At 59.7% G+C, this 25488-nt stretch carries 24 protein-coding genes and 1 tRNA gene; 12 read left to right on the top strand and 13 right to left on the bottom strand.

Translation table 11 applies throughout. The features are described from left to right. Positions 1-7: 7 nt before the first annotated feature. Positions 8-973, bottom strand: coding sequence for an N-acetyl-D-Glu racemase DgcA (gene dgcA / locus GOX63_RS21400; RefSeq protein WP_170328397.1), 966 nt, complete (start codon positions 971-973; stop codon positions 8-10). A 69-nt stretch (positions 974-1042) separates the two neighbouring features. Then, complete coding sequence (gene dgcN, locus GOX63_RS21395) at positions 1043-2044, bottom strand: N-acetyltransferase DgcN (protein WP_170547184.1); 1002 nt, start codon at positions 2042-2044, stop codon at positions 1043-1045. Positions 2045-2338: 294 nt separating this feature from the next. On the opposite strand from dgcN, the gene GOX63_RS21390 reads away from it, so the two are divergent. Continuing rightward, a complete protein-coding gene (locus GOX63_RS21390) occupies positions 2339-3301 on the top strand; it encodes an L-malyl-CoA/beta-methylmalyl-CoA lyase (RefSeq protein WP_170328399.1) in 963 nt (320 codons plus the stop codon). A 33-nt stretch (positions 3302-3334) separates the two neighbouring features. Here the strand turns inward: GOX63_RS21390 and GOX63_RS21385 are convergent, their stop codons facing one another. After that, positions 3335-3913: a PA14 domain-containing protein gene (locus GOX63_RS21385; protein ID WP_170328400.1), complete on the bottom strand. Its 579-nt coding sequence runs from the start codon at positions 3911-3913 to the stop codon at positions 3335-3337. Positions 3914-4030: 117 nt separating this feature from the next. After that, on the bottom strand, positions 4031-4483 hold the full coding sequence (locus GOX63_RS21380) for an Lrp/AsnC family transcriptional regulator (protein WP_170328401.1): 453 nt from the start codon (positions 4481-4483) through the stop codon (positions 4031-4033). A gap of 73 nt (positions 4484-4556) precedes the next feature. On the opposite strand from GOX63_RS21380, the gene GOX63_RS21375 reads away from it, so the two are divergent. Next, positions 4557-5153 carry a LysE family translocator gene (locus GOX63_RS21375; RefSeq protein ID WP_170328402.1) on the top strand — a complete coding sequence of 199 codons (597 nt, stop codon included), beginning with the start codon at positions 4557-4559 and terminating at the stop codon, positions 5151-5153. Here the strand turns inward: GOX63_RS21375 and GOX63_RS21370 are convergent. Beyond that, positions 5092-5988 (bottom strand): AraC family transcriptional regulator, encoded by an 897-nt coding sequence (locus GOX63_RS21370; RefSeq protein WP_170547180.1) that lies wholly within the window; start codon positions 5986-5988, stop codon positions 5092-5094. The two genes, GOX63_RS21375 and GOX63_RS21370, sit on opposite strands and share 62 nt — an antisense overlap. Positions 5989-6109: 121 nt before the next feature. On the opposite strand from GOX63_RS21370, the gene GOX63_RS21365 reads away from it, so the two are divergent. After that, positions 6110-7072 carry an acetyl-CoA carboxylase carboxyltransferase subunit alpha gene (locus tag GOX63_RS21365; protein ID WP_170328404.1) on the top strand — a complete coding sequence of 321 codons (963 nt, stop codon included), beginning with the start codon at positions 6110-6112 and terminating at the stop codon, positions 7070-7072. On the opposite strand, the gene GOX63_RS21360 is transcribed toward GOX63_RS21365, so the two are convergent. The 3 genes from GOX63_RS21360 to GOX63_RS21350 all read right to left on the bottom strand — a co-directional run bounded on the left by GOX63_RS21360 (position 7069) and on the right by GOX63_RS21350 (position 9682). Continuing rightward, positions 7069-8196 carry a lytic murein transglycosylase gene (locus GOX63_RS21360; RefSeq protein ID WP_170328405.1) on the bottom strand — a complete coding sequence of 376 codons (1128 nt, stop codon included), beginning with the start codon at positions 8194-8196 and terminating at the stop codon, positions 7069-7071. The genes GOX63_RS21365 and GOX63_RS21360 overlap by 4 nt on opposite strands. A 111-nt stretch (positions 8197-8307) precedes the next feature. Continuing rightward, a complete protein-coding gene (locus GOX63_RS21355) occupies positions 8308-8955 on the bottom strand; it encodes a GntR family transcriptional regulator (RefSeq protein WP_170328406.1) in 648 nt (215 codons plus the stop codon). A 31-nt stretch (positions 8956-8986) separates the two neighbouring features. Then, entirely contained in the window at positions 8987-9682 is a 696-nt protein-coding gene (locus GOX63_RS21350; protein WP_254436058.1) for a M48 family metallopeptidase, read from the bottom strand. 100 nt (positions 9683-9782) lie between these two features. Between GOX63_RS21350 and GOX63_RS21345 the strand changes: the two genes are divergently transcribed. The 8 genes from GOX63_RS21345 to GOX63_RS21310 all read left to right on the top strand — a co-directional run bounded on the left by GOX63_RS21345 (position 9783) and on the right by GOX63_RS21310 (position 16718). Continuing rightward, on the top strand, positions 9783-10109 hold the full coding sequence (locus GOX63_RS21345; protein ID WP_170328408.1) for a TIGR02300 family protein: 327 nt from the start codon (positions 9783-9785) through the stop codon (positions 10107-10109). 144 nt (positions 10110-10253) lie between these two features. Then, positions 10254-10329: transfer RNA gene (locus tag GOX63_RS21340), tRNA-Ala, on the top strand. A 284-nt stretch (positions 10330-10613) separates the two neighbouring features. Next, positions 10614-11600: a 3-oxoacyl-ACP synthase III family protein gene (locus GOX63_RS21335; protein WP_170547177.1), complete on the top strand. Its 987-nt coding sequence runs from the start codon at positions 10614-10616 to the stop codon at positions 11598-11600. A 1-nt stretch (position 11601) separates the two neighbouring features. Continuing rightward, positions 11602-12576, top strand: coding sequence for an NAD-dependent epimerase/dehydratase family protein (locus GOX63_RS21330; RefSeq protein ID WP_170328410.1), 975 nt, complete (start codon positions 11602-11604; stop codon positions 12574-12576). Beyond that, positions 12573-13397: an MBL fold metallo-hydrolase gene (locus tag GOX63_RS21325; protein WP_170328411.1), complete on the top strand. Its 825-nt coding sequence runs from the start codon at positions 12573-12575 to the stop codon at positions 13395-13397. Before GOX63_RS21330 ends, GOX63_RS21325 begins: the two co-directional genes overlap by 4 nt. Then, entirely contained in the window at positions 13394-14662 is a 1269-nt protein-coding gene (locus tag GOX63_RS21320; RefSeq protein ID WP_170547174.1) for a CoF synthetase, read from the top strand. The genes GOX63_RS21325 and GOX63_RS21320 overlap by 4 nt, the downstream gene beginning before the upstream one ends. Further along, positions 14659-15753 (top strand): GNAT family N-acetyltransferase, encoded by a 1095-nt coding sequence (locus GOX63_RS21315; RefSeq protein WP_170547171.1) that lies wholly within the window; start codon positions 14659-14661, stop codon positions 15751-15753. The genes GOX63_RS21320 and GOX63_RS21315 overlap by 4 nt, the downstream gene beginning before the upstream one ends. Beyond that, complete coding sequence (locus GOX63_RS21310; protein ID WP_170328414.1) at positions 15750-16718, top strand: Rieske 2Fe-2S domain-containing protein; 969 nt, start codon at positions 15750-15752, stop codon at positions 16716-16718. The genes GOX63_RS21315 and GOX63_RS21310 overlap by 4 nt, the downstream gene beginning before the upstream one ends. Here GOX63_RS21310 and GOX63_RS21305 read toward each other — a convergent pair. Next, complete coding sequence (locus GOX63_RS21305; protein WP_170328415.1) at positions 16715-17872, bottom strand: ATP-grasp domain-containing protein; 1158 nt, start codon at positions 17870-17872, stop codon at positions 16715-16717. The two genes, GOX63_RS21310 and GOX63_RS21305, sit on opposite strands and share 4 nt — an antisense overlap. A 292-nt stretch (positions 17873-18164) precedes the next feature. Here GOX63_RS21305 and aspT (GOX63_RS21300) point away from each other — a divergent pair, with 292 nt between their 5' ends. Beyond that, positions 18165-19865 carry an aspartate-alanine antiporter gene (gene aspT / locus GOX63_RS21300; protein ID WP_170328416.1) on the top strand — a complete coding sequence of 567 codons (1701 nt, stop codon included), beginning with the start codon at positions 18165-18167 and terminating at the stop codon, positions 19863-19865. A 1-nt stretch (position 19866) separates the two neighbouring features. On the opposite strand, the gene aspT (GOX63_RS21295) is transcribed toward aspT (GOX63_RS21300), so the two are convergent. From aspT (GOX63_RS21295) to GOX63_RS21280, 4 genes are all read right to left on the bottom strand, one after another. Beyond that, the gene (gene aspT / locus GOX63_RS21295) at positions 19867-21540 is read right to left on the bottom strand and encodes an aspartate-alanine antiporter (protein WP_170328417.1); all 1674 of its coding nucleotides are present in this window, start codon (positions 21538-21540) and stop codon (positions 19867-19869) included. A gap of 26 nt (positions 21541-21566) precedes the next feature. Beyond that, on the bottom strand, positions 21567-23198 hold the full coding sequence (locus tag GOX63_RS21290) for a bifunctional aspartate transaminase/aspartate 4-decarboxylase (RefSeq protein ID WP_170328418.1): 1632 nt from the start codon (positions 23196-23198) through the stop codon (positions 21567-21569). Positions 23199-23316: 118 nt separating this feature from the next. Beyond that, a complete protein-coding gene (locus tag GOX63_RS21285) occupies positions 23317-23823 on the bottom strand; it encodes a hypothetical protein (RefSeq protein WP_170328419.1) in 507 nt (168 codons plus the stop codon). Between the two features lie 410 nt (positions 23824-24233). Further along, complete coding sequence (locus GOX63_RS21280; protein WP_170328420.1) at positions 24234-25184, bottom strand: GlxA family transcriptional regulator; 951 nt, start codon at positions 25182-25184, stop codon at positions 24234-24236. Positions 25185-25488 lie beyond the last annotated feature (304 nt).

Here is a 25488-nt window from a genome sequence, read left to right as displayed (position 1 = left end):
TCTCTCCTCAGCCCCAGAGCGTCGCCACAGGCGGGTGCACTCCGGCGTCATCAAAAATCAGCGGGTTTTCGCGGTCTTCGGCCAACAGAAGCGGGCCGTCAAGGTCCGTTACCATCGCACCCTGTGCCAACAGGGTCGCAGGGGCCATGGCTAGCGAGCTGCCGACCATGCAGCCGACCATGACTTTGTAGCCTTCGGCAAGCGCCGCTTCACGCAGGGCCAGCGCCTCGGTCAGGCCACCGGTTTTATCCAGCTTGATGTTCACCACATCATATTTGCCCTTCAAGGCAGGCAGGCTGGTGCGGTCATGGCAGGATTCGTCAGCACAGACAGGCACCGGGCGCTCCATCCCGATCAGCGCATGGTCTTCCCCCGCGGGCAGAGGCTGCTCGACCAGCTCAACGCCTAATCGCACCAGATGCGGCGCAAGATCGGCATACACCTCGGCCGACCAGCCCTCGTTTGCATCCACGATGATCTTGGACTTGGGCGCCCCTGCGCGCACGGCTTCCAACCGGGGCATGTCGTCCGGCGTGCCCAGCTTTATCTTCAGCAAGGGACGGTGCGCATTCTGCGCCGCCTGCGCCTGCATCGCTTCTGGCGTGTCCAGCGACAGGGTGTAGGCGGTGATCTCAGGCCCCGGAATTGGCATCCCGGCCAGATCCCACGCCCGTTTGCCCGCGCGCTTGCTTTCCAGGTCCCAAAGGGCGCAATCCACGGCGTTCCGGGCGGCGCCAGCAGGCAACAGGTCCATCAGCGACTGGCGGGTAAACTCGGCAGGCAGACCCGCAATCTCGGCCTCAACCGACTCGAGCGTCTCATCATAACGCGCATAGGGAACGCATTCGCCCCAGCCCTGATGAGTTCCATCGGAAATCCGAACCGTCAGCACCTTTGCCTCGGTCCGCGACCCGCGCGAGATGGTGAACACCTGCGCCAGCCGAAACACATCACGAGAGACCTCTACCTGCACGCAAACGCTCCTTCATCTTTTCCAAAAGGCGCCGGGGCGAAGAACCCCGCCTCCGGCGCGTTGTTCAGATCACATCGCGGCCAGCGCGTCCACCAACTTACCCGAACCGAAACGGAACGGGTCGGTCGCGGGCAGGCCCATGTCGGCTTCGATCTTGGCCAGATAGGCCGATGCGTCTTCCTCGGACATGTGCTGCGTGTTGACCGAAACGCCCACGACCTGGCAATCCGGGTTGCCGACTTTGGACAGCGCCAGCGCAGTGTCACGCAAGGTTTCAAGCGTCGGCAGCTGATAGGTCGGCAGGCCACGCATATGCTCGCGCGTCGGTTCGTGGCACAGGATCAGCGCGTCGGGCTGACCACCGTGGACCAGAGCCATGGTCACGCCCGAATAAGACACGTGGAACAGCGACCCCTGCCCTTCGATCAGATCCCAGTGGTCGTCGTCATTGTCGGGTGTCAGCCATTCGACAGAGCCGGCCATGAAGTCGGCGATCACTGCGTCCAGCGGCACACCGTCACCGGTGATCAGAATGCCGGTCTGACCGGTGGCGCGGAAGGTCGATTTCATACCACGCTCGCGCATCTCGGCATCCATTGCCAGAGCGGTGTACATCTTGCCGACCGAGCAATCGGTGCCCACGGCCAGACACCGCTTGCCCTTACGCTTGATGCCATTGGCAATCGGATAGTCGACTTCGGGTACGCGCACGTCGTGCAGTTTCTGGCCGGTCGCCTCGGCAACGGCAACCAGATCGGGTTCGTCGCGCAACAGGTTGTGCAAACCCGAGGCGAGGTCGAACCCTTCTTCCAGCGCCATGACCAGAACCTTTTTCCATTCCTGGCTGATCACGCCACCGCGGTTGGCCACACCGATGACAAGGGTCTTTGCCCCGGCCGCTTTCGCCTCGGTCAGGGTCATGTCCGTCAGGCCCAGATCGGCCTTGCAGCCGTCCATCCGGTACTGGCCCACGGCGTTTTCGGGGCGCCAGTCCTTAATTCCAACTGCTACTTTGGCCGCCAATTGGTCGGGCGCATCGCCCAAAAACAGCAGGTACGGTGTCTCGATCATTGCGGTCACTCCTTTGATTCCGACGCAGGCTAAGGGACGTGCTTAGCGAGTGTTTCGCGTTTTCCTTCGGGTTCAGTTGCCCGAGAGGGAAATTTTTGCACAGATAGAAGTCAGCGCGCAAAAATCTCCCAAGTTTTCACACTGATTAATCTTTAATCACCACGCAGACCCCAACCCACGGCAGATGCTGCGATTGCATTGCCGCAGCTGCACAAAGACGCTTGCGAAGCTTCGCGCAATTTAATACCTCATATGGCAAGAAAATCGTAATTTCCTTTCTTGCACGAGGTCCAGATGAGCTTTCGCATTCAACCCGCCGCCCCCGCGCGCCCCAACCGTTGTCAGCTGTTCGGGCCGGGATCGAACACCAAGCTGTTCCCGAAAATGGCTGCATCGGCAGCGGATGTGATCAACCTCGACCTTGAAGACTCGGTCGCGCCGTCGGACAAAAACGTCGCGCGCGCCAACGTGATCGAGGCGCTAAACACTGCCGATTGGGGCAACAAGTATATGTCCGTCCGGATCAACGGGCTGGACACGCCTTATTGGTATCGCGATGTGGTCGATCTGCTGGAACAGGCAGGCGACCGTCTGGACCAGATCATGATCCCCAAGGTCGGCTGCGCGGCGGATGTCTACGCAGTAGATGCCTTGGTTACCGCCATTGAGCGCGCCAAGGGCCGCACCAAACCGGTCAGCTTTGAAGTCATTATCGAATCCGCCGCGGGTATCGCCCATGTCGAAGAGATCGCAGCCTCATCCCCCCGGATGCAAGCGATGAGCCTGGGTGCGGCGGATTTTGCAGCCTCGATGGGAATGCAGACCACCGGCATCGGCGGCACGCAGGAGAACTATTACATGCTGCGCGAGGGTGAAAAGCACTGGTCCGATCCGTGGCACTGGGCGCAGGCCGCCATCGTCGCGGCGTGCCGCACCCATGGCGTGCTGCCGGTGGACGGGCCGTTCGGCGATTTCTCGGATGACGAGGGCTATATCGCGCAGGCCAAACGCTCGGCCACGCTGGGCATGGTGGGCAAATGGGCGATCCACCCGAAACAGATCGCTTTGGCCAACCAGGTCTTTACCCCGTCGGACGAGGCTGTTTCCGAAGCGCGCGAAATTCTGGCCGCGATGGAGCAAGCAAAGGCCAATGGTGAAGGTGCCACCGTTTACAAAGGGCGTCTGGTCGATATCGCTTCGATCAAACAGGCCGAAGTCATTGTGGCGCAGGCCGAACTGATCGCCGCCAACGCCTAATGAAAAAAGGCGCCCTGCGGGGCGCCTTTCTACTTACCGACCGAAGACGTTGTTGGGCGTCCAGGTGAAACGCTCACCCTGTTTGCCCGACTTCATCATCAGACAAGACGTTCCGAGTTTCTGGTAATAATAGATTTTCAGCGGATACCACCCGGCTTGCGGTACTTCCACCTCGGTTCGCTGATTGGCTTCGCACCCCTGAATGCCATTCACGTGGCCAATCTGTTGACCACCAACCCATGCTTCTATCCCGTCGTTGGACCATGTTTCGAGTTCGTAGATTCCGGGTGAATCAAATCGCATATACCCCGTGACCTCGGCGGCAACATTGTAAGCACCGTCGAACGTCATGACATCCTCACCCTTGCTGGTGTCAGCATAGTCTAACCCCCGCAAAGGTTTTCCGGGCTGCGCCTGAGACAGCAAGCTTTTGGCCTGGCTCAGATCTCGGATCTTTTTGTGTTGATTGCCTGTACCATAGTATTTCACGTTCAACCCGGCCTTCGGGCTGGGCTGCGGGTTGGCGGGTTGCAGTTTCAATGGCGCGGACATTGCTGCCCCGGCGATTAACGCCAAAGCTGCGGCAAGCGCACTGGTCCGGACGAATGTCATGGTCATCTCCCTGAATTTGGTCCAGCTAAGGTTGATCCCCAATTGTTGAACCTTTGAGATAACATTATGACCTCAGTTTTTGCCCGGCAAGACGGTTACAGTTAACTTTTCCACCCGTCAGGCGCGCATGTCCTTGGGGGATCCCATCACAACGTAGGACGTGATCGACGTCACATGCGGCAAGGTTCCCAAAACGTCGGTGTGAAAGGTCTTGTATGCGGCAAGGTCGGTGCATTCCACGCGCAGCAAGTATTCGATCGTGCCAGTGATATTGTGACATTCCACCACCTCCGGCGCGCGTTGCAAGGCGCGTTCGAACCCTTCCTGCGCAGCCTTGGTATGCTCGCCCAGACCAACGCCGATATAGGCCACGAACCCCACCCCCATCGCCGCCGGGTTCAGTACCGCGCGATAGCCCGAGATCACGCCCACGCGCTCAAGTTCCTGCACCCGGCGCAGACAGGCCGAAGGCGACAGGCCAACGCGGTCCGCCAGTTCCAGATTGCTGATGCGGCCATCGCGGGACAGCTCACGCAATATCTGTTGATTTATTTGGTCGACTTTCGTCATTAATTGTAAGATTACTGCAATCACGCACGAAAACGCAATTTCATTTGGTCGTTTTGCGGCAATTATAGCCACCATGACCTATGACATCCTTCTGGCCCTGATCGCCTTTGCCTTTGTTTCGTCCATCACACCGGGGCCGAACAACCTGATGCTGATGGCGTCGGGCGCCAATTTCGGTTTTCGCCGCACCATCCCGCATATGCTGGGGATCGGTCTGGGATTTACCATCATGGTCCTGCTGGTCGGAACCGGGCTGGTGCAGCTGTTCGACAAGTATCCGGTCAGCTACACGGCGCTGAAACTCGCCTCGGTCGGGTATCTGCTGTTTCTGGCCTGGAAAATCGCACATGCAGCCCCAACCAAGGGCAAGGCGTCTGAGGGCGATCCCATGACCTTCCTGCAAGCCGCCGCGTTTCAATGGGTCAATCCCAAGGCCTGGGCCATGGCCCTGACGGCCACCACTGCCTACACGCCGGACCATACGTTGCAGGCCATCGTGATCGTGGCACTGATCTTTGGCGCGGTGAACCTGCCGTCAGTCAGCACATGGACCGTTTTGGGGCAGCAAATGGCACGAGTCCTCACGAACCCGCGCCGGTTGGTGGTGTTCAACTGGACAATGGCGGCGCTGCTGGTCGCATCGCTTTACCCGGTCCTGTGGCCGAACTGAGTAACTTCAGCGGCAGGCAGATTTCCGTCAGCAACTCCTCGGGCGCGGTATCGCGGGGGTCGTTCAGGTAGATTTCGTAACAGGGCTGATCCGCCGGCTCCTCACCCGATTCCGGCAACCAGTTGCCGAACAGGCTGTGATAGGCTGCCCCAAGCCCCGAATACGGGCCCTTGAAGGTCAGAACGGCCGTCTTGCCGCCGGGGATTTGCACGGCCTCCATGCCTTCGGGTGTTTCGTCACCGCAGAATTCAGCCCCCGCATAGCTGCGCAGTTCCTCGACGGGCACCGCGTCTGGGCTGTCGAGGTAGATGCCAATCACCGGCCCGACCTGCGGCCACAGCTGACGGGATTCGCACAAGGCCCCGAAGGCCTCAAAGCTCTTGCCGATCTCAGCATAGGCACCTTTGTGCGGCAGGCCGATAACGCGGCGGGCGGGTTCGGTTCGGGTGGTTACTGGATACATTGGATACTCTCCGGTTCTGAATCGTGGATGGGCGGGCAGAAACTGCCCGGCCTTGCGAAATGCGGCAGGGCTGCTGCCGTAGGCCTCGGAAAAGGCCCGTGCAAAGGAGTTCAGGTTGGGATAGCCAACGTCCGACGCAATCCGCGCCAACGTTTTGTCGGATTGAACCAACGCGACGGCCGCACGATGCAGACGGATACGACGCACCGCCTGCGCGCAGGTTTCACCGGTCAGGGCGCGAAACACCCGATGCCAATGAAACCGGGACATCGCGGCCACGTCGGCCAGCGCATCCAGCGACAGATCCCCGGCGGGGTGGTCGTGGATATAGTCCAGCACGCGCAGAATGCGGTTTTCATAGCTGGTCGGCATTGGTGTCCTTCCTTCTCTTTGCCCATCCGTGGTTGCATATTCCGCATCCACAAATCTTGCTGAGTTGCATCCGGGGCAACCACAGGTCATATAGCAATGAACTTCCGCGTTGAGAGGCGTCATGACCCAGTATCTGGATTTCGAAAAACCCCTGGCCGAAATCGAAGGCAAGGCCGAGGAACTGCGCGCGCTGGCCCGCGCCAACGAAGAGATGGACGTGGCCGAAGAAGCCGCAGCGCTGGACGCCAAAGCCGCCAAGCTGCTGGAGGAGCTCTATGGCGAACTGACCCCCTGGCGGAAATGCCAGGTGGCCCGCCACCCGGAACGCCCGCATTGCAACGATTACGTTGACGCCCTGTTCACCGAATTCACCCCGCTGGCCGGGGACCGGAACTTTGCCGACGATCTGGCCGTCATTGGCGGTTTGGCCCGGTTCAACGATCAGCCGGTGATGGTGATCGGCCACGAAAAGGGCTCGGACACCAAGTCGCGGATCGAACGCAACTTTGGCATGGCCCGCCCCGAAGGCTATCGCAAGGCTGTGCGCCTGATGGAAATGGCCGGCCGTTTTGGCCTGCCGGTGATCACTCTGATCGACACGGCAGGTGCCTATCCTGGTAAAGGGGCCGAGGAACGCGGTCAATCTGAGGCCATCGCGCGCTCGACCGAGATGTGCCTGAAGATCGGTGTTCCGCTGGTGTCGGTGATCATCGGCGAAGGTGGTTCAGGCGGGGCTGTGGCCTTTGCCACGGCCAACCGCGTCGCAATGCTGGAGCATTCGGTTTATTCGGTGATCTCGCCCGAGGGCTGCGCCTCGATCCTGTGGAAGGATGCCGAGAAGATGCGCGAAGCTGCCGAGGCGCTGCGTCTGACTGCACAGGACCTGCACAAGCTGGGCGTTTGCGACCGGATCATTACTGAACCCAAAGGCGGTGCCCACCGGGATCGCGAAGCGACGGTTGAATCGGTGCGCTCGGCAATTGCCGCCATGCTGCAAGAGCTGGACGGCAAGGATGCGGCAGCCCTGATTCAGGACCGCCGTCAGAAATTCCTCGATATTGGCTCGAAAGGGTTGGCGGCCTAACCGCCCAACTGCCGCAACAACTCGACCGAGGGTTTGCCGGTAACGGCCAACCCATTGGCACGTTGATATCCGCTGATCGCAGATTCGGTATTCTTGCCAATCACCCCGTCCGCGCCCTGCGTGTCGTAGCCCGCCGAGGTCAGGCGGCGCTGAAGCTCTTTACGGTCCTCCAGCGTCAGCCCCGTAGCATCCGGCCCGAACGAGGCCTGAAACGGCGCACCGCCCGCGATCCGGTCAGACAGATGCCCGACCCCAATCGCATAGCTGTCCGAGTTATTGTAACGTTTGATCACCTGAAAGTTGCGGAACACCGCAATACGCGGCCCCGGTTGTTGCGGCTGTAGCACTGCAACCGGCGTGCCCGAGACAGTACCGGCCTCACCCCCCCAAGGCCGTCCCCGCACCCAACCCGCGCGCGCCAGATAAGCGGCGGTTGAGGCCAGCGAATCCGTCGGATCATCCGACCAGATATCCCGCCGCCCGTCGCCGGTGAAATCCACCGCATAAGCTAGATAAGACGTCGGGATGAACTGTGTATGCCCCATCGCTCCGGCCCAGCTGCCGGTCATGTTGGCAGGGCTAGTGTCACCCTCCTGAATAATCTGCAGTGCCGCCACCAGTTGCTTTTCAAAGAACGCGCCGCGCCGTCCGTCATAGGCCAGCGTGGACACCGCCGAGATCACCGGCACATCTCCGCGCCGCGCGCCATAGCGGCTTTCCAGCCCCCAAACCGCCACGACCACCTCTTTGTCGACACCATATTTCGCCTCGATCTGCGACAGGGTGCCTGCGTGGCGCACCAGCATCTGCTTGCCGGTGTCGATCCGCTCGTCCGAAGCCGCAATCGCCAGATAATCCTCAAGCGAGCGTTTGAATTCGACCTGATTGCGGTCGCGCTCGATCACCTCGGGCAAATAGCCTGACCCCTGAAAGGCAAGGTTGAGGGTGTTCTGTGAAATCCCTTGCGCCGACGCCCGGCCCTTGAAACTTGCAACCCAGGCGTCCCACCCGGCATTGGGCACCGGGCGCATCCGCGAGGCGGGCGTATTGGTGGGCGCACCGGTTGAACAGGCTGTCAGCAAGGCCGACCCGAGGCCCAGTGAAAATATCCGTCGATCGATCATGATTGAAATCTGCTCTTGTTGTGATTTGGACCAGAGTAACCCAGACCCAATCTTCAAGCCACAACGACAAAGCCGATCAGGGGCAATTTCAGACCTTCGGCAACAAGCCGCTTAGCTGACCAGCAACCGCAAACCCTGTGTCACATCCGATCGGACCGCCAGCCGCAATCCCGGCTCGTCCCCAGCCTGCAACGCCGCGATGATCAGCTTGTGGTTATGCGGAGGATCGGTCCGCCGTAACCTGCCATAAAGCGCGCGCATGGTTGGGCCCAACTGCAGCCAGACTGTTTCCGCAATCGCCAGCATCGCCGGGGCCTGCGCCCGCAGGTAAAGCGTGCGGTGGAACTCGAGATTTGTGCGGATATAGCCGACGGCATCGCGCTTGGTGACCATCTCGGCCACGTTCATGTTGATGCTCTGCAGCCGATCGATCAGCGCCATATGCGCCCGTGGCAGGGCGCGGCTGGCCAGCTCGACCTCAAGCAATGCCCGCAGGGCTGCCAGTTCCTCGATCCGGTCATTGGTAAGTTCGGGCGTCGAAACGCGGCCAGACGTGGACAGAAATAACGCCCCTTCGGCCGCCAGCCTCCGCACGGCCTCGCGCGCGGGGGTCATCGAGACACCGAACTCCTTGCCGATCCCGCGCAGGGTCAACGCCTGCCCCGGCGCCATCTCGCCATGCATGATTCGAGAGCGCAGCGTGCGATACACCCGGTCATGTGTCGCGCCGTGAGAGTCGGAGGGGCGTGTGGTCAACATTCCCAATTTGTGATCACAAACAGGCCCGAGGTCAACTCACCGCGGCATCAAATCTATACTGGTGAAGCTGCGCCCCGTTGTCGCGCAACCAGAGCCTCTGGTCACTGTAATCACCGAAAATGCGTTCGACCTGCGCCCAGAAGGCGGGCGAGTGGTTCATCTCGGCCAGATGTGCCACCTCATGCGCGGCGACGTAGTGCAGAATCTCGGACGGGGCGAGGATCAGCCGCCAGGAAAACATCAGCCCCCCGGCCGAGCTGCACGACCCCCAGCGGGAGCGGGTGTCGCGAATGGTCAGGCTGGAATAAGACCGGCCCAGCATCGCCGCGTAATCGTCACAAGCCCCGGTCAGACGGTCCCGCGCCAATTCCTTGAGAAACCGCGCCAGACGCCGCGCCTCGGCCCCAGTGGGCACGGCAATCTCATCGCCCTGCAACAGAACCCGACGGCCTTTCGCAGGAACGATTCGCCGTTCTACGCCTTCGATGGGGATGGTCTGACCGAACTGCACAACGGCCGGATCGGGGCGATCCTGCAAGTGCTGACGTATCCACTCTTCCTTGGTGCGGGCAAAACTCAGCGCCTCAGTCTCGGGCACACCCTGCGGGTAGGTCAGCGTAACCCGCCCATCCAGTTGGGAAATCCGCAGGCTGATCCGCCGCGCCCGCGCCGATTTGCGCAACGTCAGCGGCACCGGCGGCGTCCCGGGCAGTGCGTGATCTCCCATATGCCTGTTTCTCCTGCTCAAAGGCTTTGACAGTGCCCGCTGCATGTGGCACGTGACCTGAATCATTATTACGACTCACCTGATATCAAGGGGATTTGACATGCCCAAGGAAGAATGGGGCGTAAAGCGCGTTTGCCCGACAACCGGCAAGCGGTTTTACGACCTGAACAAGGACCCGATCATCAGCCCCTACACTGGCGAGATCGTGGAGCTTGAGACCGGCAAAAGCCGGATGATCGCCGCAGATGCGGAAGATGCCGCCTCGGCCAAAGCGCGTAAAGACGCTTCGGATGAGGATCTGGTTCTGGACGATGACGACAATGTCGATGTCGAACTGGACGATGATCTGCTGGACGATGATGATGACGACAATGATAACGTCTCGCTGGACGATATCACCGACATGTCGTCGGAGGACGAAAACTAAGACCGGTCAGGGGCGGCCTCTCGCCGCCTCATGCCCACCCCCGGACGCGGAACGGAAACTTTTTGGCATTTTCCATTTTTTTGGACTTGCACTCACAGCCACCGTCTCATAAACGTCCGTCCACTGCTTCGGCAGTACCTGGAAGGGGCCTTAGCTCAGTTGGGAGAGCGCTTGCATGGCATGCAAGAGGTCAGGGGTTCGACTCCCCTAGGCTCCACCAAATCCTCCCTCGATTAGATCGCCATCTGTTCCCTGACGCAGGCAGTGTGACCCCGAAAAAGTGTTCCTAAAGTTCCACCATCGACCATGGCGCGCCGCGTGATGTCTAGGCTTTGCTTTCTCCGGTCAAGCCAGAACCAACTCAAAAACGCGAGCTCCGACGGGCACGAGCCAACGTCAGAGGGCGCAACGGTTGGGGATATAGCGAATACAGGTGGGGAATAACTCCATTTCTTAAACCGCGCGGCCGAGCTATATGATCAAGGCTCAACCGTAGGAACCAGTATGAAAGTTTCCGTTCTCGGAACCGGTCGGTCCCTGCCGACACAGTCACTGCAAAGCAGCGCAATAGATTTCGATTTGGGATTGGTAGATCGCGTTTCTTCTACCGGCGTGAAGCGGCGGTTTGTCTGTCGCGATGAGGATCAGATCGATCTGGCAAAGGCCGCTGGTCTTGCGGCGCTTGAAAATGCCGGACTGTCCGTTGGTGATATCGATCTGGTGATTTCGGGGTCGTCCGTGCCATTTCAGCCTATCCCCTCAACCGCACCGCTGATCATGCGGGAATTGGGGATAACTGATGGAACCGCCGCAGCTTTTGACATCAACAGCACTTGCCTCAGCTTTGTCAGCGCGCTGGAGGCGGCGGCACGGATGATCGAAGGCGGCGCCGCAAAGCGGGCGCTGGTTATTTCGTCGGAAATCGCCTCGCGCGCGCTGCCATGGGATGATCAACCAGAGGTCGCAGCCCTTTTCGGAGACGGCGCGGCGGCGGTGGTTTTGGGGCCGTCCGGTGACGGCGCGCCAAGTGAGATAAAGGCAATTCGGCTCCGCAGTTTTCCCTCGGCCTACGAGGCCTGCCACATCGGTGCCGGTGGCACCCGGTTCGATTTTGAAACCGATCACCAAGCGTTTGTCGCCAATGCCAAGTTCGGTATGAACGGAAAAGAGTTGTTCCGGCTGACATCGCAGCATTTCAACACCTTTATGGGTGACCTGCTCAAGCAGGCAGGCTGGGCCCGGTCCGATGTCGATCTGGTGATCCCCCATCAGGCCAGTCCGGCGGGGCTGGATCACATGATCCGACAAACCGGTTTCGACCGGGATCGGGTTGTGCGCATTGTCGAAGACTATGGAAACCAAATTGCGGCCTCCATTCCCTTTGCGCTCGATATCGCCCGAGAGAAGGGCCTGTTGGCAGAGGGCAGCAGGGTGCTGATGCTTGGAACCTCCGCCGGCGTCAGCTTTGGCGGCGCCGCGCTGGTGATCTGACATGGAGGGGCGCGCTCTTGTCACCGGGGCCACCGGCTTTTTGGGCGGTGCCGTTCTGCGCCGGTTGGACGCGCGGGGCATTGGTCAGGGGCGTGACACCGGGCGTCTTGCGGCACTCGAGGACCAAGGGTTGCGCACGGTATGCTGGTCCTTGCCCGACCCGGCACCCGACGCCCGGATACCTGATGATGTTTCAGCGATTGTTCACTGCGCCGGATTGTCCGCGCCGTTCGGCCCACCCCGGGCGTTTCACAGAGCAAATGTGGCAGGCACGCAGGCCGTCCTGGAGTTCGCACGCACACGCGGCGTCAGGCGGGTCGTCTTTATTTCCAGCCCCTCGGTGTATTTCGCTCTGAACGATCAGTTGGACATGAGCGAAGACGCGGTTCTGCCCCGGCCGTTTACAGCGTACGCCGCAAGCAAGATTGCGGCCGAGAACCTTGTGTCGGCCGCCAAAGAGGTCGGCCCGATCATTTTGCGACCGCGTGGCATCTATGGGCCCGGTGACATCTCGCTTTTGCCCCGGTTGCTGAGCTCTGCCAAAGCGCGCGCGCTGCCCCGGTTTCGCGGCGGGCGGGCTCGGATTGACCTGACCTTCGTGGATGACGTGGTCGAGGCCGTGTTAGCCGCCCTTCATGCCGGGCCTTCGGTTGAGCAACGGGTTTTCAATATTTCCGGGGGCGAAGTGATCCCGATCCATGACATTGTCGAACAGGTGTGCAAGCGGGCCGGGATCGCACCGCGGTGGCGTGACATGCCGCTGGCACCGGCATTGATCGCAGCCCGTGCAGCCGAAGCTGTCGCCCTGTTGCGACCCGGCCAACCCGAACCTGCGGTCACCCGATACGCTCTGGGCCTTTTTGCGTTTGAACAAAGCCTCAATATCGCGCGCGCTCAAAACGAACTGGGCTGGACACCAAGGGTATCCTTTTCCGAGGGGCTTGAGCGAACCTTCGCAGAAGGAGAAGCGACATGACACCGGTTTTTGCCAACAGCGCCTGGATCAGTACACGCGAAAGGTTCATCTTGCGGAACGGCGTGTGGCGGAAGCGCTGGTTAAAGGTGCGCTATGGGGTCTTCGTGCATCCTGATGCAGGGCCGGTTCTGATCGATACCGGCTACACCGTCCACAGCGTCCAAGGACCGGGGCGGAGCCGATGGCTGCGCGCTTATGGGCGCGCGTTCGCGCCCAAGCTGAACGACGATGCGCAGCCGCAGCCGTTCCTGAGCCGCTTTGGTCTTGCCCCCCGGGATATCACCACGGTCATTGTCACCCATTTTCACGCCGATCATGTCTCTGGCCTGTCGGAATTTCCGAACGCGCAATTCATGTGCAGCAGGGCGGCTTGGGCAAGTCTTCAACGCAACGGGAATTTTCAGAACATCCGGCACGGGGTTTTTGCGGAACTGCTTCCGGATGATTTTGCCACTCGCCTGACGCCAGTGGAAGACAGGCCCCGCCAGGGCGTTCAGCACCTGCCGGACGGTTATGACCTCTTTGGGGATGGCAGTGTTTTGTCGGTACCCCTGCCCGGCCACGCAGCGGGTCATTTCGGGCTGTTGTTCCCGCAATTGAAGGAACCGCTGCTTTACGCGACGGATACGCAATGGGTGATCGATGCCTTGCCCCGGGCCGCGCGGCCCTGCCTGATGCCTCGCCTCCTTTCCGACGATTACGATGCCATGCGGCGCAGCACCGATCATGTCCAAGCGTTTCGCAATTCCGGGGGCCGCGTCATGCTGTGCCACGATGATGCACCCTCTCTCTTTGACGTCGAAGAAGGGGCCTATCTTTGAGCGCCCGGTTTCAGGCACCCATAAGCTTTGTCACGACATGCCGCCTTTCAAAGGCGGGGCTTTCGCGCGCACGGTTCGAACAGCTGCAGACCCGCGCGCTTGCGCGATGGCTCAGGCAGTCGGTGCCACACGTGCGCGCCTACTCCAATGCGCCGGACCGGTTGCAGGATCTGCCTGTGATGGACAAGGCCCGGCTTTTGGCCGATTTCGCAAGCTACAACGTGCCCGGCGTGACGGCCGAGCAAGTCCGCAACGCGATGGAGCATGATTTTCGCGTCGGTTCGCTCACCGTGGGTGCCAGCACCGGAACCAGTGGAAACCGCGGTTTCTTTGTCATCTCGGACGCGGAGCGGTTCCGTTGGCTGGGGACCATCCTGGCAAAAACCATTGCCGATCTTCTTTGGCACCGGCAGCGGGTGGCGATCATCCTGCCGCAAGGAACCGGGCTGTATGACAGCGCCAACCAGTTCCGGCAAATCCAGTTGCGGTTCTTCGATCTTTCGGTCGGCCCGGACACATGGCGGGGCGCGCTGGAAGCCTTCGACCCCTCGGTGATCGTCGCCCCGCCGAAAGTGCTTCGCCACATGGCAGAACAGGGTTTTCGGGTGCAGCCGGCCCGTGTTTTCTCGGCGGCGGAAACGCTTGATCCGGTGGACCGACCGGTGATCGAAACAGCCTATGGGGCACCGTTGGAGCAAATCTACATGGCCACCGAGGGGCTGCTGGGCGTGACCTGCCGCCATGGGTGTCTGCATCTGGCCGAAGACTCGATTCATTTTGAGTTCGAACCGGCGGAGGACGGGCTTGTCACACCATTGATTTCATCCTTCCGAAGGGACACGCAGATCCTTGCCCGCTACCGGATGAACGACCTTCTCAGGCTTGCGCCTGAACCCTGCCCCTGCGGGTCACCCTTGCAAGCGGTGGAGGAGGTGGTCGGGCGCATGGACGATTGTTTTCACCTGCTGGGCCAATCTGGGCGGCAACTCATCACTCCGGACGTACTGCGTAATGCTTTGCTGACAGCAGACCCGCGGATTACAGATTTCAGGATCGTTCAGACGGGCGCACAGGACATCGTCCTGACGCTGCTGCCGGACTTGCCCTCAGAAGCGGCAGATCGCGCCAAACACCAGCTTGAAACCCTGCTGACGCGTCGCGGTCTTCGGGCAGAGGTCACATTGGCACGCAAACCGCTGACGCTGAACGTGACGCGGAAACTCAGGCGGGTCGAACGCTGCTTTGCACCGGATGGCGGCGCATGATGGACAGCCCCGCCCCTGTTGCGCAGTTTGTCGACCTCTTTGCCCGACACCGTTCCGAAGCACTGATTGCAAACCTGTCCACACGGGTTGAGCAGTTGGATATCGGCGGGCTGAGCGTCCCGATGACGGTGAACGATGGCGGGCTGCGAGGCAATTGCTACATCTGTGATCCGGTGACGGGCTACATCAACTATGCCATCGAAGAGACCCGCAACTTTGTCAGTCGCCCGCTGTTGCGGCAGGCGTTGATCGGGCTGATCCACTCCGCATCACCTTTCGTTCGGGCCACGGGGCTGGATCGCGCGGTGCAGGTGAACAATTGGCTTTTTTCCACCAACCCGGCACCGCAGATCGATCGCCCCACAGCCGCCGCATTGCGCGACAACTTGACGGCACGATTTCCGGACCACGCGATCATCCTGCGCTCGCTCAATACCTATGCGGACGCGTCTACGCTGAGTGCCTTCCGGGCCGACGGTTTCCATCTGTTACCGTCACGGCAGGTCTACCTGTTTGATGGCCGCATAGCTCCAAAGCCGCAAAAAGACATGAAAAACGATCGGCGACTGCTGCGAAGAACGCCGTATGAATTGATTGCCAACGAGGCCTTTGAGCCGCGCGACTATGCCCGCTGCTCCGCGCTTTATCGTTTGCTTTATCTGGAAAAATACACCCCGCTGAACCCGCAATACACTCCGACTTTCATCGCTGAAATGCACCAACGCGGGTTGATTGAGCTGGAGGGGTTGCGCGGTGAAGACGGAGAGCTTGCGGCGTTTGGTGGGCGGTTTCAGATCGGGCACACCCTGACACAACCGCTTTTGGGCTACGACACAAGCCGCCCGCAAAAGGATGGGCTATATCGGTTGATAACAGCGCTCGCACAGCAAGCGGCATTGGAAAACGGTCTGCTGTTCAACATGAGCGCTGGCGCGGCGGGGTTCAAACGTCATCGGGGGGCCGTGCCGGCCATAGAATACAGCGCCGTCTACGCCCGGCATCTGCCCCTACGACAAAGAATGGCCTTACGCGCGATTTCAACCGTGTTGTCAGGCATCGGCGTCCCCCTTCTGCAAAGGTTCGAACTATGACTGCTGACCTATGGCACGCTGTCGCCCGGTCCCGTGACCTGCGCCGCAAACCGATCCGTGTGCGATTTGGCGGTAAACCCGTTGCGCTTTTCCGAAACGGAACAGGCGTCTCTGCGCTGCACGACCAATGCCCCCATCGATTGGTGCCGCTGTCGGACGGCCGCGTGGTGGGTGATACTATCGAATGCCCCTATCACGGCTGGCGCTTTTCGGGCGATGGCACATGTGTCGACATGCCTGGAACAGTCGAGGCCCTGCCCCGCTGCCGCGTCCCGCGCTACCGGGTTCTGGAAGCAGAAGGTGGGATTTTCCTGTCCAGCGGGCAACCCCCTGCCCCGCCCGTTATTCATCCACTGCAAGGGCAGGACATCGTTTCGCAGGTCGTCAAAAGCACAACGCGCTCGACCCTAGTCGACGTAGCCGAGAACATCCTTGATGCAACCCATACCCATTACACGCACAAGGGCCTGTTGCGCGGCCTCTCTGCCAAACGTTACCGGGTTCAGGTCGAGGTGACACGCGGCCCGGATTGGGTCGAGGCCGTCTATACCGGGGAAGAGCGCCAGCATGGCCTGGTCAGCGCCTTGCTGGACGGTTCCCGTACCAAAGGCGTGGGCCGCTACCGCCGTCCGGGAATTGCCGAGCTGGAATATTGGGGACCTCGGGGAATGGTTCTGGCCACCACGTTCCATCTTCGGCAGACAGATGCGGAAACGGTCGAAGGCATTGGCTGGCTCAGCGCCCCGCGCCAACATGGTTTGGGTCATCTCAAAGCGCTGTTTTTCAAGCCGATGTTTCGCGTCGCGCTGGAACAGGATCGCCGGGTATTGGCGTCGGCCTTAGAAAACGGGCGCGGCAGCACCCGCATGATCGGACCGCTGGACATTCTGCGGCGTGAGATTGAGCTGATCGAAGCGGGTCAAACACTGACTCCCGGCGTGCAACACTATGAGATGGAGATCTAGCCCTCTCCATTCCATTCGATCCCCCAGGTTGAGGCACTTTCCAGACGGATCCGATGCCGCAAGGCGATCCCGGCAAACTCAGAGACCGATCGAAGCTGCGCCCTTAACCCAACCGGATCGCCGGGCCACCCCAGCACATCGCCCGAGTGGCGCAGGGCATCCCGAAAGACACGCTGTTCCTGTCGCCGCAGCGTCATCGGCAGACCGTAGAGCCATAACGCCAGCCGTACCGCCCGCGGGTCGGTGACATCTGCCTTAACCTCTGCGTCATCCATGAAGAGGGCACGTGCAAAGGCCGCCCCTTCGGTGAAAAAATGCAGACCGCTTGTCGCGCGGGGATTGCATTCAAGCGGGACGATCCGCCCGCCCTCCGTATGCATCAGATCGAACGAGACCTGACCGGTCCATCCGGTCGCGCGGACAAAGCGTTCTACGAATGGGCGGGCAATCTGCGCATCGGCAGGTTCAAAACAAACGGCCGCCCCCGGTCCGGCACGCACCAAACCGCGATAGGCTGAAAGCGCAACAATTCGACCCCGACGCGCCACGGCGTAGACGCATAGCTCCGCGCCCGAGATGTAGTCCTGCGCAACCCAAGGCATCTCCACCGTAGGATTCACCCGACGCAGGCGCGCTGCATCAGGCCTGATCAGCACCTTTGACCCAAACCGCGACCACACCGGCTTGAACACCATATCCCGCGCAGATGCGGCGTAGGCGGCGCATTCGGCTTGGCTGGTCAGAAGGTGAGTTTCAGGGGTGTCGAGGCCAATTTTCCGGCACAATTCAATAAAGGCAAATTTGTTGTGGACCCGTTTCAGCATGGCGAATTCTGGCGCGAACAGCTCGGCCCTCATGCGGTTCTGCGCCCACATCGCGCCCAGATGCAGTGCTTCCTCGCAGGTGGGAATGACGATTTTGATGCCTTTGGACGAAATGATCTTTGACAGCGCCGCCCGCGCTGCTTGGGGTTCGGCAGCGAAGGTGGGGATGCGGTGATACCCGATGTCCAACCGGCTGGCGGCGGCAACAGGATATTTCAAGTGATCAACCAAAGTCACCGGGTGACCCGCCTGGGCAAGCAATCGCGCCAGATGCAGCGCAACTGGCGCACGTGCCCCCGAAATCAAAATCGGCACAGCTGATATCGTCATGCCTTCACCGAATTGATCGCCACAGACAAAGCCTCATTTGTCGGATCAACTGACCCAATCGCATATCCGCAGAGTTTACAAGCAGACATTGATAAAGGGGCGCGGATGAACCGCGTGCATCCCGGCCACATTTGCGCACATCGGTTCTCAGGTGCAATTTGACAGAACACAAAGTCGATGTTTACCTGAGCGCAGCGCGATGCAGGTAATCTGAATTTCCAAGATTTATCAGCGTTCTGAGACGTCTTTCGAGGCGGTGATAAGGCCAGAATTGAAACCTGGAGAATTTGAGATGGAATTGATCACTGAACAGCTTCGCGCCTTTCCGATCATGGCGCTGTTTCTGTGTCTGGGCCTGGGCTACGGCGTCGGCAAGTTCCGGGTCGGCAAGTTCGAGCTGGGCGGTATCGCCGGGACCCTGCTGGTGGCGGTCTTCGTGGGTCAGATCGGCGGCATCAACCTGAGCACGGATGTTCAGAACGTCTTTTTCTCTCTGTTCATCTTCATGGTCGGCTACAATGGCGGGCCGCAGTTCTTTGCGGCCCTGAACCGAACCGCCCTGACCAAGCTGCTGGCCGCGTTCATGATGACCCTTTGGGGGCTGTTCTTTGTTATCGTCGTGGCCCGATTGGCCGGACTGGACAAAGGGCTGGCGGCCGGTCTGGCCGCCGGAGGGCTGACGCAATCTGCCATTATCGGCACCGCAGGCAATGCCATCGACCTGCTGGGACTAGCCGCGGATGAGGCTGAAAAGCTCAAGACCAACATCGCGGTCGGGTATTCGGTCACCTATATTTTTGGCTCGATCGGCCCGATCCTGGCCGTCAGCGTCATCCCGATCATCATGCGCGTCGACCTGCGGCAGGAGGCGATCAAACTGGCCCAAAAGCTCAGCGGTGGCGGCCGCAAACTGGAGGAAGGTGAGTTCCTTCCAATGAATCGCTTTGATGCCCGCGCCTATCAGGTGAACGCCGAAGCCTCGATTGCAGGCCAAACGGTGAAAGCCATCGAAGGCGGATATGACGGTGACCTGATTGTCGAAAAACTACTGCAAAACGGTGCCCCGGTAGACCCGACGCCCGAAACTGTTGTCAGCGCGGGTGACATCATCGTCGTGTCAGCGCTCGTTGCGACCCTGACGCAGTTCGAGGGCACCGCAAGTGGCGAGATCGGAGAATACCCGCCTGAGCTGACCGTTGTGGAAGAACGCCGCAATATCGTCATCACCAACCGCAAGCTGGCGGGCAAGACCCTGTCGCAACTGCGCGAGGCACTGACAGCGGATCAGCGGCGCGGGGTTCATATCTCGAAGATCACCCGCATGGGCCATGACGTGCCCGTCCTGCACAACACTGAAATCCACGCAGGCGACGAGGTTTCAATCGTCGGCCACAAAGACGATCTGAACCGGGTGTCGAAAGTGGCAGGCTATGTGCCGCCCGCAGCCTCGGTCACGAATTTCATCGCGCTGGGGATCGGTGTGGCCGTCGGCTATCTGATCGGCGAGATCAGCTTTGTCATCGCGGGTACGAAAGTGGCGCTGGGGTCGGGCCTTGGTTGTCTCGTGACCGGACTGATCATCGGATACCTGCGTATCCGGAGGCCTAAGATCGGTGGGATCAACCGGGGTGCCGCGAATTTCCTGCAGAGCTTTGGCCTTGCGGTGTTCGTCGGGGTCGTCGGTCTGAATGCAGGCAAGCCCGCGCTCGAGGCGATTCAGGAATACGGCATTACCCTGTTGCTGCTGGGCGTGGTCGTCACTCTGATGCCGATGATCGTTCAGTTCCCGATCAACTATTTCGTGCTGCGCATCAAAAACCCGGTCGAGGCCTGCGCGGTGGTGACCGGGTCACGCTCGGGCAATCCGGGTTTTGCGACGCTGCTGGAAAAGACCGGAAACGCGACCCCGACGCCTGCCTTCACAATGACCTATGCGGTGGCGAACATCTTCCTGACTTTGTGGGGGCCGCTGGTCGTAGCGTTTGTGCCCTAGGCTACATCAGCAGGATCACGATGACCGAACCCCACAAGGCCAACAGCACGTTGCCGACAGCGTAACCCAGGCCGTAGCTCAGCGTCGGAACCTGGCTTTGCGCGGCCTCTTGCACTGCGGCCAGACCCGGGGCCGACGTCCCTGCCCCGCAGCACGTGCCGGCCAGAACGCCCTCGTTTATGCCAAAAACCTTGCGGCCAACGAAAACCGCAGTCCCGTGGGCCAAAAGCACAATGGCGATTGAACCAAAGATCAACGTCGGTCCGTTTTCCATGACCCCGGTGACAAAACTGGGTCCCGAGGTGATGCCCACACAAGCCACAAACACGCACAGCCCCAGCGAGTCGAAGATCCACAGCGTAGCCTCGGGCACAAAACCAAATGTCCGGTGGGTCGAGCGCAGCCACCCCGCCACCAGACCACCCAAGAGCACCCCTACCGAGGTGCCCAAACCCAGTTCAATCGCGCCGTACTTCAGCGTGGGGATGCCGATCAGCCCACCCAGCAGGATGAAGAAGGCCACAAAGACCATGTCGGTCTTGTTGGTTTCGCGATCCAGATAGCCCAACCGATTGGCGGCATCTTCGATATGGCTGCGGGTGCCCGATACGGTCAGCACATCGCCCTTGTGCAGGGTCACGCCGCGAAAGATCGGCAGCCGCTCACCGCTGCGCATGATGCCGCGCAGATAGATAGTGCGCGCCTCGGGGCGGGCCGACAATTCGGCCAAGGTTTGGTTGACCACCTCTTTATTGGTCACGACGATATCGTTGGTTTGAACCGGAAGATCGAGAAGTTCGGGGTCTTCGACCTCTTCTCCCAGCATGGCCGTGTGGTCGATCAGATAAGAGCGCACGCCTGCAATTGCGGCGATGTCGCCCTCTTGCAGCACCATATCGCGCGAGGTCGGCAGGATCTTTTCCCCGCGCCGCACCCGGTCGAAATAGGCGCGAACATGGTCCGGCACGCGGGCCTCAAGCTCGGAAATTCTGTGGCCGGCAAATTCAGGATTGATGCGATAGGCCCGCGCCTCAAAATCTCGATGTTCCGACACCATAGGGGCGCCGTTGTTATCCAGCTCGGCCTCATGTTCCGCGCAGGCCGCTTTCAATGACCGGCCATAGAACCGGGGGGCCAGTTGAGTATGGAAAAAGATCGTGGCGATCACGCCAACGAAATAGGCCACGGCAAAACCGGTGGCGATCTCTCCATCGAAAATCTGCTGCGCCGCCTCGTCCGCCCCGGTTTTGGCAAAGGCGTCAATGGCCACGCCCAGCGTAGCACTTTCGGTCACACCGCCCGCCAAAAGACCCGCTGCAATCCCCACTGACAGCCCCATCAGCGGGGCCAAAAGCAGGGCGACTACCAGCGCCACGACGCAAAGCAGCGCGGTGACTACAATCTGTGGCAAAGCGTGCAGATTCAGGGATCGAAAGAACTGTGGTCCAGTTCGGTAGCCGATGGAAAACAGGAACAGCAGAAAGAAAGCCTGTTTCAGATCATCCGACACCACCACCCCGGTCTGGCCGACCAGCACACCAGCCAACAGGCAACCCGCCACCGAACCAACGGTGAACGAACCGACGGTGATTTTGCCTAGCGCATAGCCAAGGGCGAGGCTGCAGAACAGAGCGAGGGCAGGATGATAACCAAAGATCGACCCGATCAGTTCCAAAGCAGCAGCCTCTCTGCAGTTCCGCCTCAGCCGTGCAGCGGCAAGCCTTTCGAGGCGCGATAGGCCTGCACATAGCCAATGGCCACAGCCCGCACCGCGCGTCCGATCTGACGATAGGCGCTGTCATCAAGATTGGCGAAAGACACCCGCGCAGACCAGTTCGGGGCATCAAAACCCGATCCGTTCAGCAGCACGATCCCGTGGTCCTGCGCCAGCTTGAAGGAAATATCCAACGGGTGGACGTTTTCCTTGATCCACTCGACCACCTCTTCGCCGACATATTTGCGTAGCCAGTACTCGAAATCGATGATGCCGTAATACCGGTCGAACAGCGGGTTGTCGGGGACCTCGATACCCATCCCATCAACCAACTCATCAAAGCGGTGTTTCAGGATGCCCCAGCAGAACTTCTGATAGGCTTTGTCCTCGTCCATCAGTTCCACCAGCGAAAACAGCGTCATCATCACCTGCTGCGGCAGCGACAGGCCCGCCGTGTGGTTCAGCGCCACATCGCGGCTGTCGGCCACGATCCGGTCGATGAATTTGAACGAGTCCGGGTCCGGGGTCAGAGTTTCGTACCGCGCATTCACGACGGCCTTGGTCTCGGCCGGGGCCTCGGCGATCATCTTGTCGAAGATGTTGTTCTCGGCCACCAGAATGGCCCCCAGACGCCAGCCGGTGCAGCCGAAATACTTGGAATAGGAATAAACCCCGATCGTATTCTCGGGCAGATGCCCCATCACCGACTGAAAGTTCGGAATGAACGTACCATAGACATCATCGGTCAGGATGATCAGGTCGGGACGCCGGGTTTTGACGAACTCGACCAGTCGGGCCATCACCTCGGGGCTGATCGCAACCGAGGACGGGTTGCCCGGATTGACCAGGAACAGCGCTTTGACCTTCGGGTCGGCCAGTTGTTCCAGATCGTCATCGGTCAGCTGGAAATGGTCCTCCTCTTCCGAGGATACATCCACCACGTTCAGCCCATAATCTTCCAGCACCGGCATTTCCAGGTAAGGCGTAAAGATCGGCGTACCCAGCGCGATGGTGTCACCCGCATTCAGCAGTCTCTGGTTCTTGAGCGCCTTGAAGATATAGCACATCGCGGCGGTGCCACCTTCGACCGCGTAGATGTCGAACTTTGCGTCGGGCCGATGCCCCGCACACATCGCCCACATCACGTATTCATGAACGATCGCTTCGTTGTGCTTCATACAGCGATCTGGCATCGGGTAATGATCGCCCACGACGCCGTCGGTCAGTTCCAGCACGAAATCGTCCGGCGTGAAGCCAAATTTCTCAACCGCAAAATCCACAACGGCGGTTAGAGTATCCGCGCCCGGAGGACCGTTCTTGGCAACCGAGTCCGCACAATGCGCCTTGAGCCGATCATAGCAGCCCGGCCCCTGCGGCATCCCGGCCAACCCAACCTGCGGTTCGTTGCGATGACGCTGCGCTTCGGTCATTGCGAACTGGCCCAGTAGAAAAAACGCCTCGCGGGCCTTGGTGGCGATCCAGTTAGGATTGCCCCGCCCTGCATTCAGATAGGGCAAGGCCATCTGGCGCGACTCTTTCTCGGCCAGCTTTATGAGTTCGTCTTTTATCTGGAAAGGACTTAGATTTTCAAACTTATGCAGGTCCAGTGTTTCTGACATCGCATCAAACCCTTGCGTTAAATCAATCGGAAGAATTCAACCGGATCGTACGCAAGGATTTATGCTTGTGTAAACTGTGCAGTCAGACCCTGACGTAGAGGCAACCAATACCGAGGCGTCAGTTGATCCGGGCCGACGCTGCCAGCGCACCGGCCAGCGCGTGCTGAATCTCATCCGGGAAATCCCGACCTTTTTCATGCAACCCGGCGGCGACCCAGCCCACGGTATGCCCGCGGCTACCGATGTCATTGGCCCGTACCACCGTGGGCGACGTGCGCTCGACACTGACCAGCGCCATCGAGCGTTCAATCTCGCGTTCGGTCAGAACCATCTTGACCGCGCTGAAGATGTCCACCGACACCTGCAGGGTTTGATGCTCCAGCCGATGCTCGGCATCCGTCAGCAGACGCGTGCAAAAGGCCGAAAGAAAATACCAGCGGAAGATGGAAAACACCCGATCCTGCAATTCGCTATGCACCGCAACACCACCAGTAGCCGCATCTGCGATACGTTCGAACGCGGCTTCAGCAGCTTTGGACGCCTGACAGATCTGCCGCTCGCGCTTCGCAATAGAAATAATACGCGGCGCAAATTCAACTGCGGCTTCGTGGGATTCCAAATTCATATGCGTCCTCCAACGTTAACTCCTGATGAGGACTTGGAAACTCTCAAAGAAATTCGGTTGCGATTTAACGCCATTATTTTCAGAAATGGTCCCTTTGTTGGCTAAATAAAAATGACACAAAGCAAGTAATAACGCAAACATAAGTCGCCTCTGGCAACCAGTACCTGCTTGTTTGTGCGGGCTTTCTGCTCAACCTGAATTAGGGCACCAACGCTAAGTTAGGCCAAAACCTACATATATCTGACACGATCTCGTAATAGTTATGCCCATTTTGGCATCTATGAATACTTAATCCTGCTGATCAGTTTACGAGTTTGAATTTAACGAGGGGGTACGAGCGGGACCAGGGGGTGAGCGCCTGACCAGCCGGGCTCGCCGACGGCCAGAGCAGCTCCCCCCGCCGCTAACACTCAGTCGATTTTGCTTTTCTGTGCATGTGGCGTGACGCCAAAGCTGGACCGATACACCCGCGAAAAATGCCCGGGGCTTTCGAACCCGCAAGCCATGGCAACCTCGGTCACCGACGCCTCGGTCTGCAGCAACAGCTTTTGAGCACGCTCCAGGCGCAATTCCATAAAGTACTTCTTGGGCGAAGAGTTCAGGTATTTGCCGAACAATCGTTCCAGCTGTCGGGTCGATATGCCCAGATCCTCCGCGATTTGCGACGGCGACACCGGTGCTTCGATACAATCCCGCATGATGTGGATCGCTTTGGCCAGATGGGCGTTCCGCATCCCGTTGCGCGACTGAAGCGAGACCCGCTGTTTCGCAGTGGCATTACGCACCGCGTTATAGACCATCTGATCTGCGACTGCGATGGCCAGTTCTTCACCGTGATCGCGTTCGATCAGATGCAGCATCAGATCGGCGGTCGCAGTTCCGCCCGAGGCCGTGATGTGCTTTTCGTCCGCTACAAAGACGCTGCGCACCAAATTCACTTCAGGGAACGCTTCCATGAATGCGTCATGGTATTCCCAGTGGATTGCCGCCTGCATCCCGTCCAGAAACCCGGCCTCGGCCAGCAGCCAGGCACCAGAGCATAACGCGCCAAGGGCGGTTCCCTTCGCGCGTTCACGCCGCAACGTTGCCAGCAACGACCGCGTTGCGTGGTTACGCATATTAATGCCGGAAAGCACGAACAGCTGATCGGTCTTCGGCAACACATCCAAACCGCCATGCACCAGCGTGACCGACCCGTTGGAACAGACCGCCTGTTCGCCATGTTCGGAAAGGAAGCTCCACTCGTAAAGCTTCTCACCACTGACAAGATTCGCGATCCGCAGTGGCTCGACCGCACAGGAAAAGGCGAGGTGCGAAAATTCCTCGACCAGAATGAAGGTGATGTGGCGCGGCTGGCGCATCGGGTGTTCCGTTCAGTTTTACGTAGTCAATAGTCTATGCTGCACGATTCTTTACTATATACAATATGTATTTTCTTGGAATACTAATGGCACACCGAAGCAACGCCGCGATTCGCGCCATACGTCCGGGGAGGGCGAATGAAAGCCGACACCAAACCCTGCAAGGCCAAGCTGGTCCAGCATTTGCGGGCCACGATCCTGCTTCCGCGCCTGCATGCTGGCACGGATTTGGACGAGTCTGTTGCGGGATCATTGGCGATTGATCATTGGAATCTGTCGCGCGACCAGATTGAGTTGTTTGTCA

Origin of the sequence: Ruegeria arenilitoris (genome assembly GCF_013031355.1) — a bacterium.
GTDB lineage: Bacteria > Pseudomonadota > Alphaproteobacteria > Rhodobacterales > Rhodobacteraceae > Ruegeria > Ruegeria arenilitoris_C.
Note: the sequence above shows the minus strand (reverse complement) of the source record. Positions and strands in the feature narration are given on the sequence as shown.

Bases quoted from the DNA above. Each gene is read 5' to 3' on its own strand.
- GOX63_RS21335 (WP_170547177.1), top strand. From the start codon at position 10,614: ATGAAAGTTTCCGTTCTCGGAACCGGTCGGTCCCTGCCGACACAGTCA.
- GOX63_RS21310 (WP_170328414.1), top strand. From the start codon at position 15,750: ATGACTGCTGACCTATGGCACGCTGTCGCCCGGTCCCGTGACCTGCGC.
- GOX63_RS21375 (WP_170328402.1), top strand. From the start codon at position 4,557: ATGACCTATGACATCCTTCTGGCCCTGATCGCCTTTGCCTTTGTTTCG.
- GOX63_RS21355 (WP_170328406.1), bottom strand. From the start codon at position 8,955: ATGTTGACCACACGCCCCTCCGACTCTCACGGCGCGACACATGACCGG.
- GOX63_RS21315 (WP_170547171.1), top strand. From the start codon at position 14,659: ATGATGGACAGCCCCGCCCCTGTTGCGCAGTTTGTCGACCTCTTTGCC.
- dgcN (WP_170547184.1), bottom strand. From the start codon at position 2,044: ATGATCGAGACACCGTACCTGCTGTTTTTGGGCGATGCGCCCGACCAA.
- GOX63_RS21360 (WP_170328405.1), bottom strand. From the start codon at position 8,196: ATGATCGATCGACGGATATTTTCACTGGGCCTCGGGTCGGCCTTGCTG.
- GOX63_RS21350 (WP_254436058.1), bottom strand. From the start codon at position 9,682: ATGGGAGATCACGCACTGCCCGGGACGCCGCCGGTGCCGCTGACGTTG.
- GOX63_RS21345 (WP_170328408.1), top strand. From the start codon at position 9,783: ATGCCCAAGGAAGAATGGGGCGTAAAGCGCGTTTGCCCGACAACCGGC.
- GOX63_RS21385 (WP_170328400.1), bottom strand. From the start codon at position 3,913: ATGACATTCGTCCGGACCAGTGCGCTTGCCGCAGCTTTGGCGTTAATC.
- GOX63_RS21280 (WP_170328420.1), bottom strand. From the start codon at position 25,184: ATGCGCCAGCCGCGCCACATCACCTTCATTCTGGTCGAGGAATTTTCG.
- GOX63_RS21370 (WP_170547180.1), bottom strand. From the start codon at position 5,988: ATGCCGACCAGCTATGAAAACCGCATTCTGCGCGTGCTGGACTATATC.
- GOX63_RS21305 (WP_170328415.1), bottom strand. From the start codon at position 17,872: ATGACGATATCAGCTGTGCCGATTTTGATTTCGGGGGCACGTGCGCCA.
- GOX63_RS21390 (WP_170328399.1), top strand. From the start codon at position 2,339: ATGAGCTTTCGCATTCAACCCGCCGCCCCCGCGCGCCCCAACCGTTGT.
- GOX63_RS21285 (WP_170328419.1), bottom strand. From the start codon at position 23,823: ATGAATTTGGAATCCCACGAAGCCGCAGTTGAATTTGCGCCGCGTATT.
- GOX63_RS21380 (WP_170328401.1), bottom strand. From the start codon at position 4,483: ATGACGAAAGTCGACCAAATAAATCAACAGATATTGCGTGAGCTGTCC.
- GOX63_RS21290 (WP_170328418.1), bottom strand. From the start codon at position 23,198: ATGTCAGAAACACTGGACCTGCATAAGTTTGAAAATCTAAGTCCTTTC.
- GOX63_RS21330 (WP_170328410.1), top strand. From the start codon at position 11,602: ATGGAGGGGCGCGCTCTTGTCACCGGGGCCACCGGCTTTTTGGGCGGT.
- GOX63_RS21325 (WP_170328411.1), top strand. From the start codon at position 12,573: ATGACACCGGTTTTTGCCAACAGCGCCTGGATCAGTACACGCGAAAGG.
- GOX63_RS21365 (WP_170328404.1), top strand. From the start codon at position 6,110: ATGACCCAGTATCTGGATTTCGAAAAACCCCTGGCCGAAATCGAAGGC.
- aspT (WP_170328416.1), top strand. From the start codon at position 18,165: ATGGAATTGATCACTGAACAGCTTCGCGCCTTTCCGATCATGGCGCTG.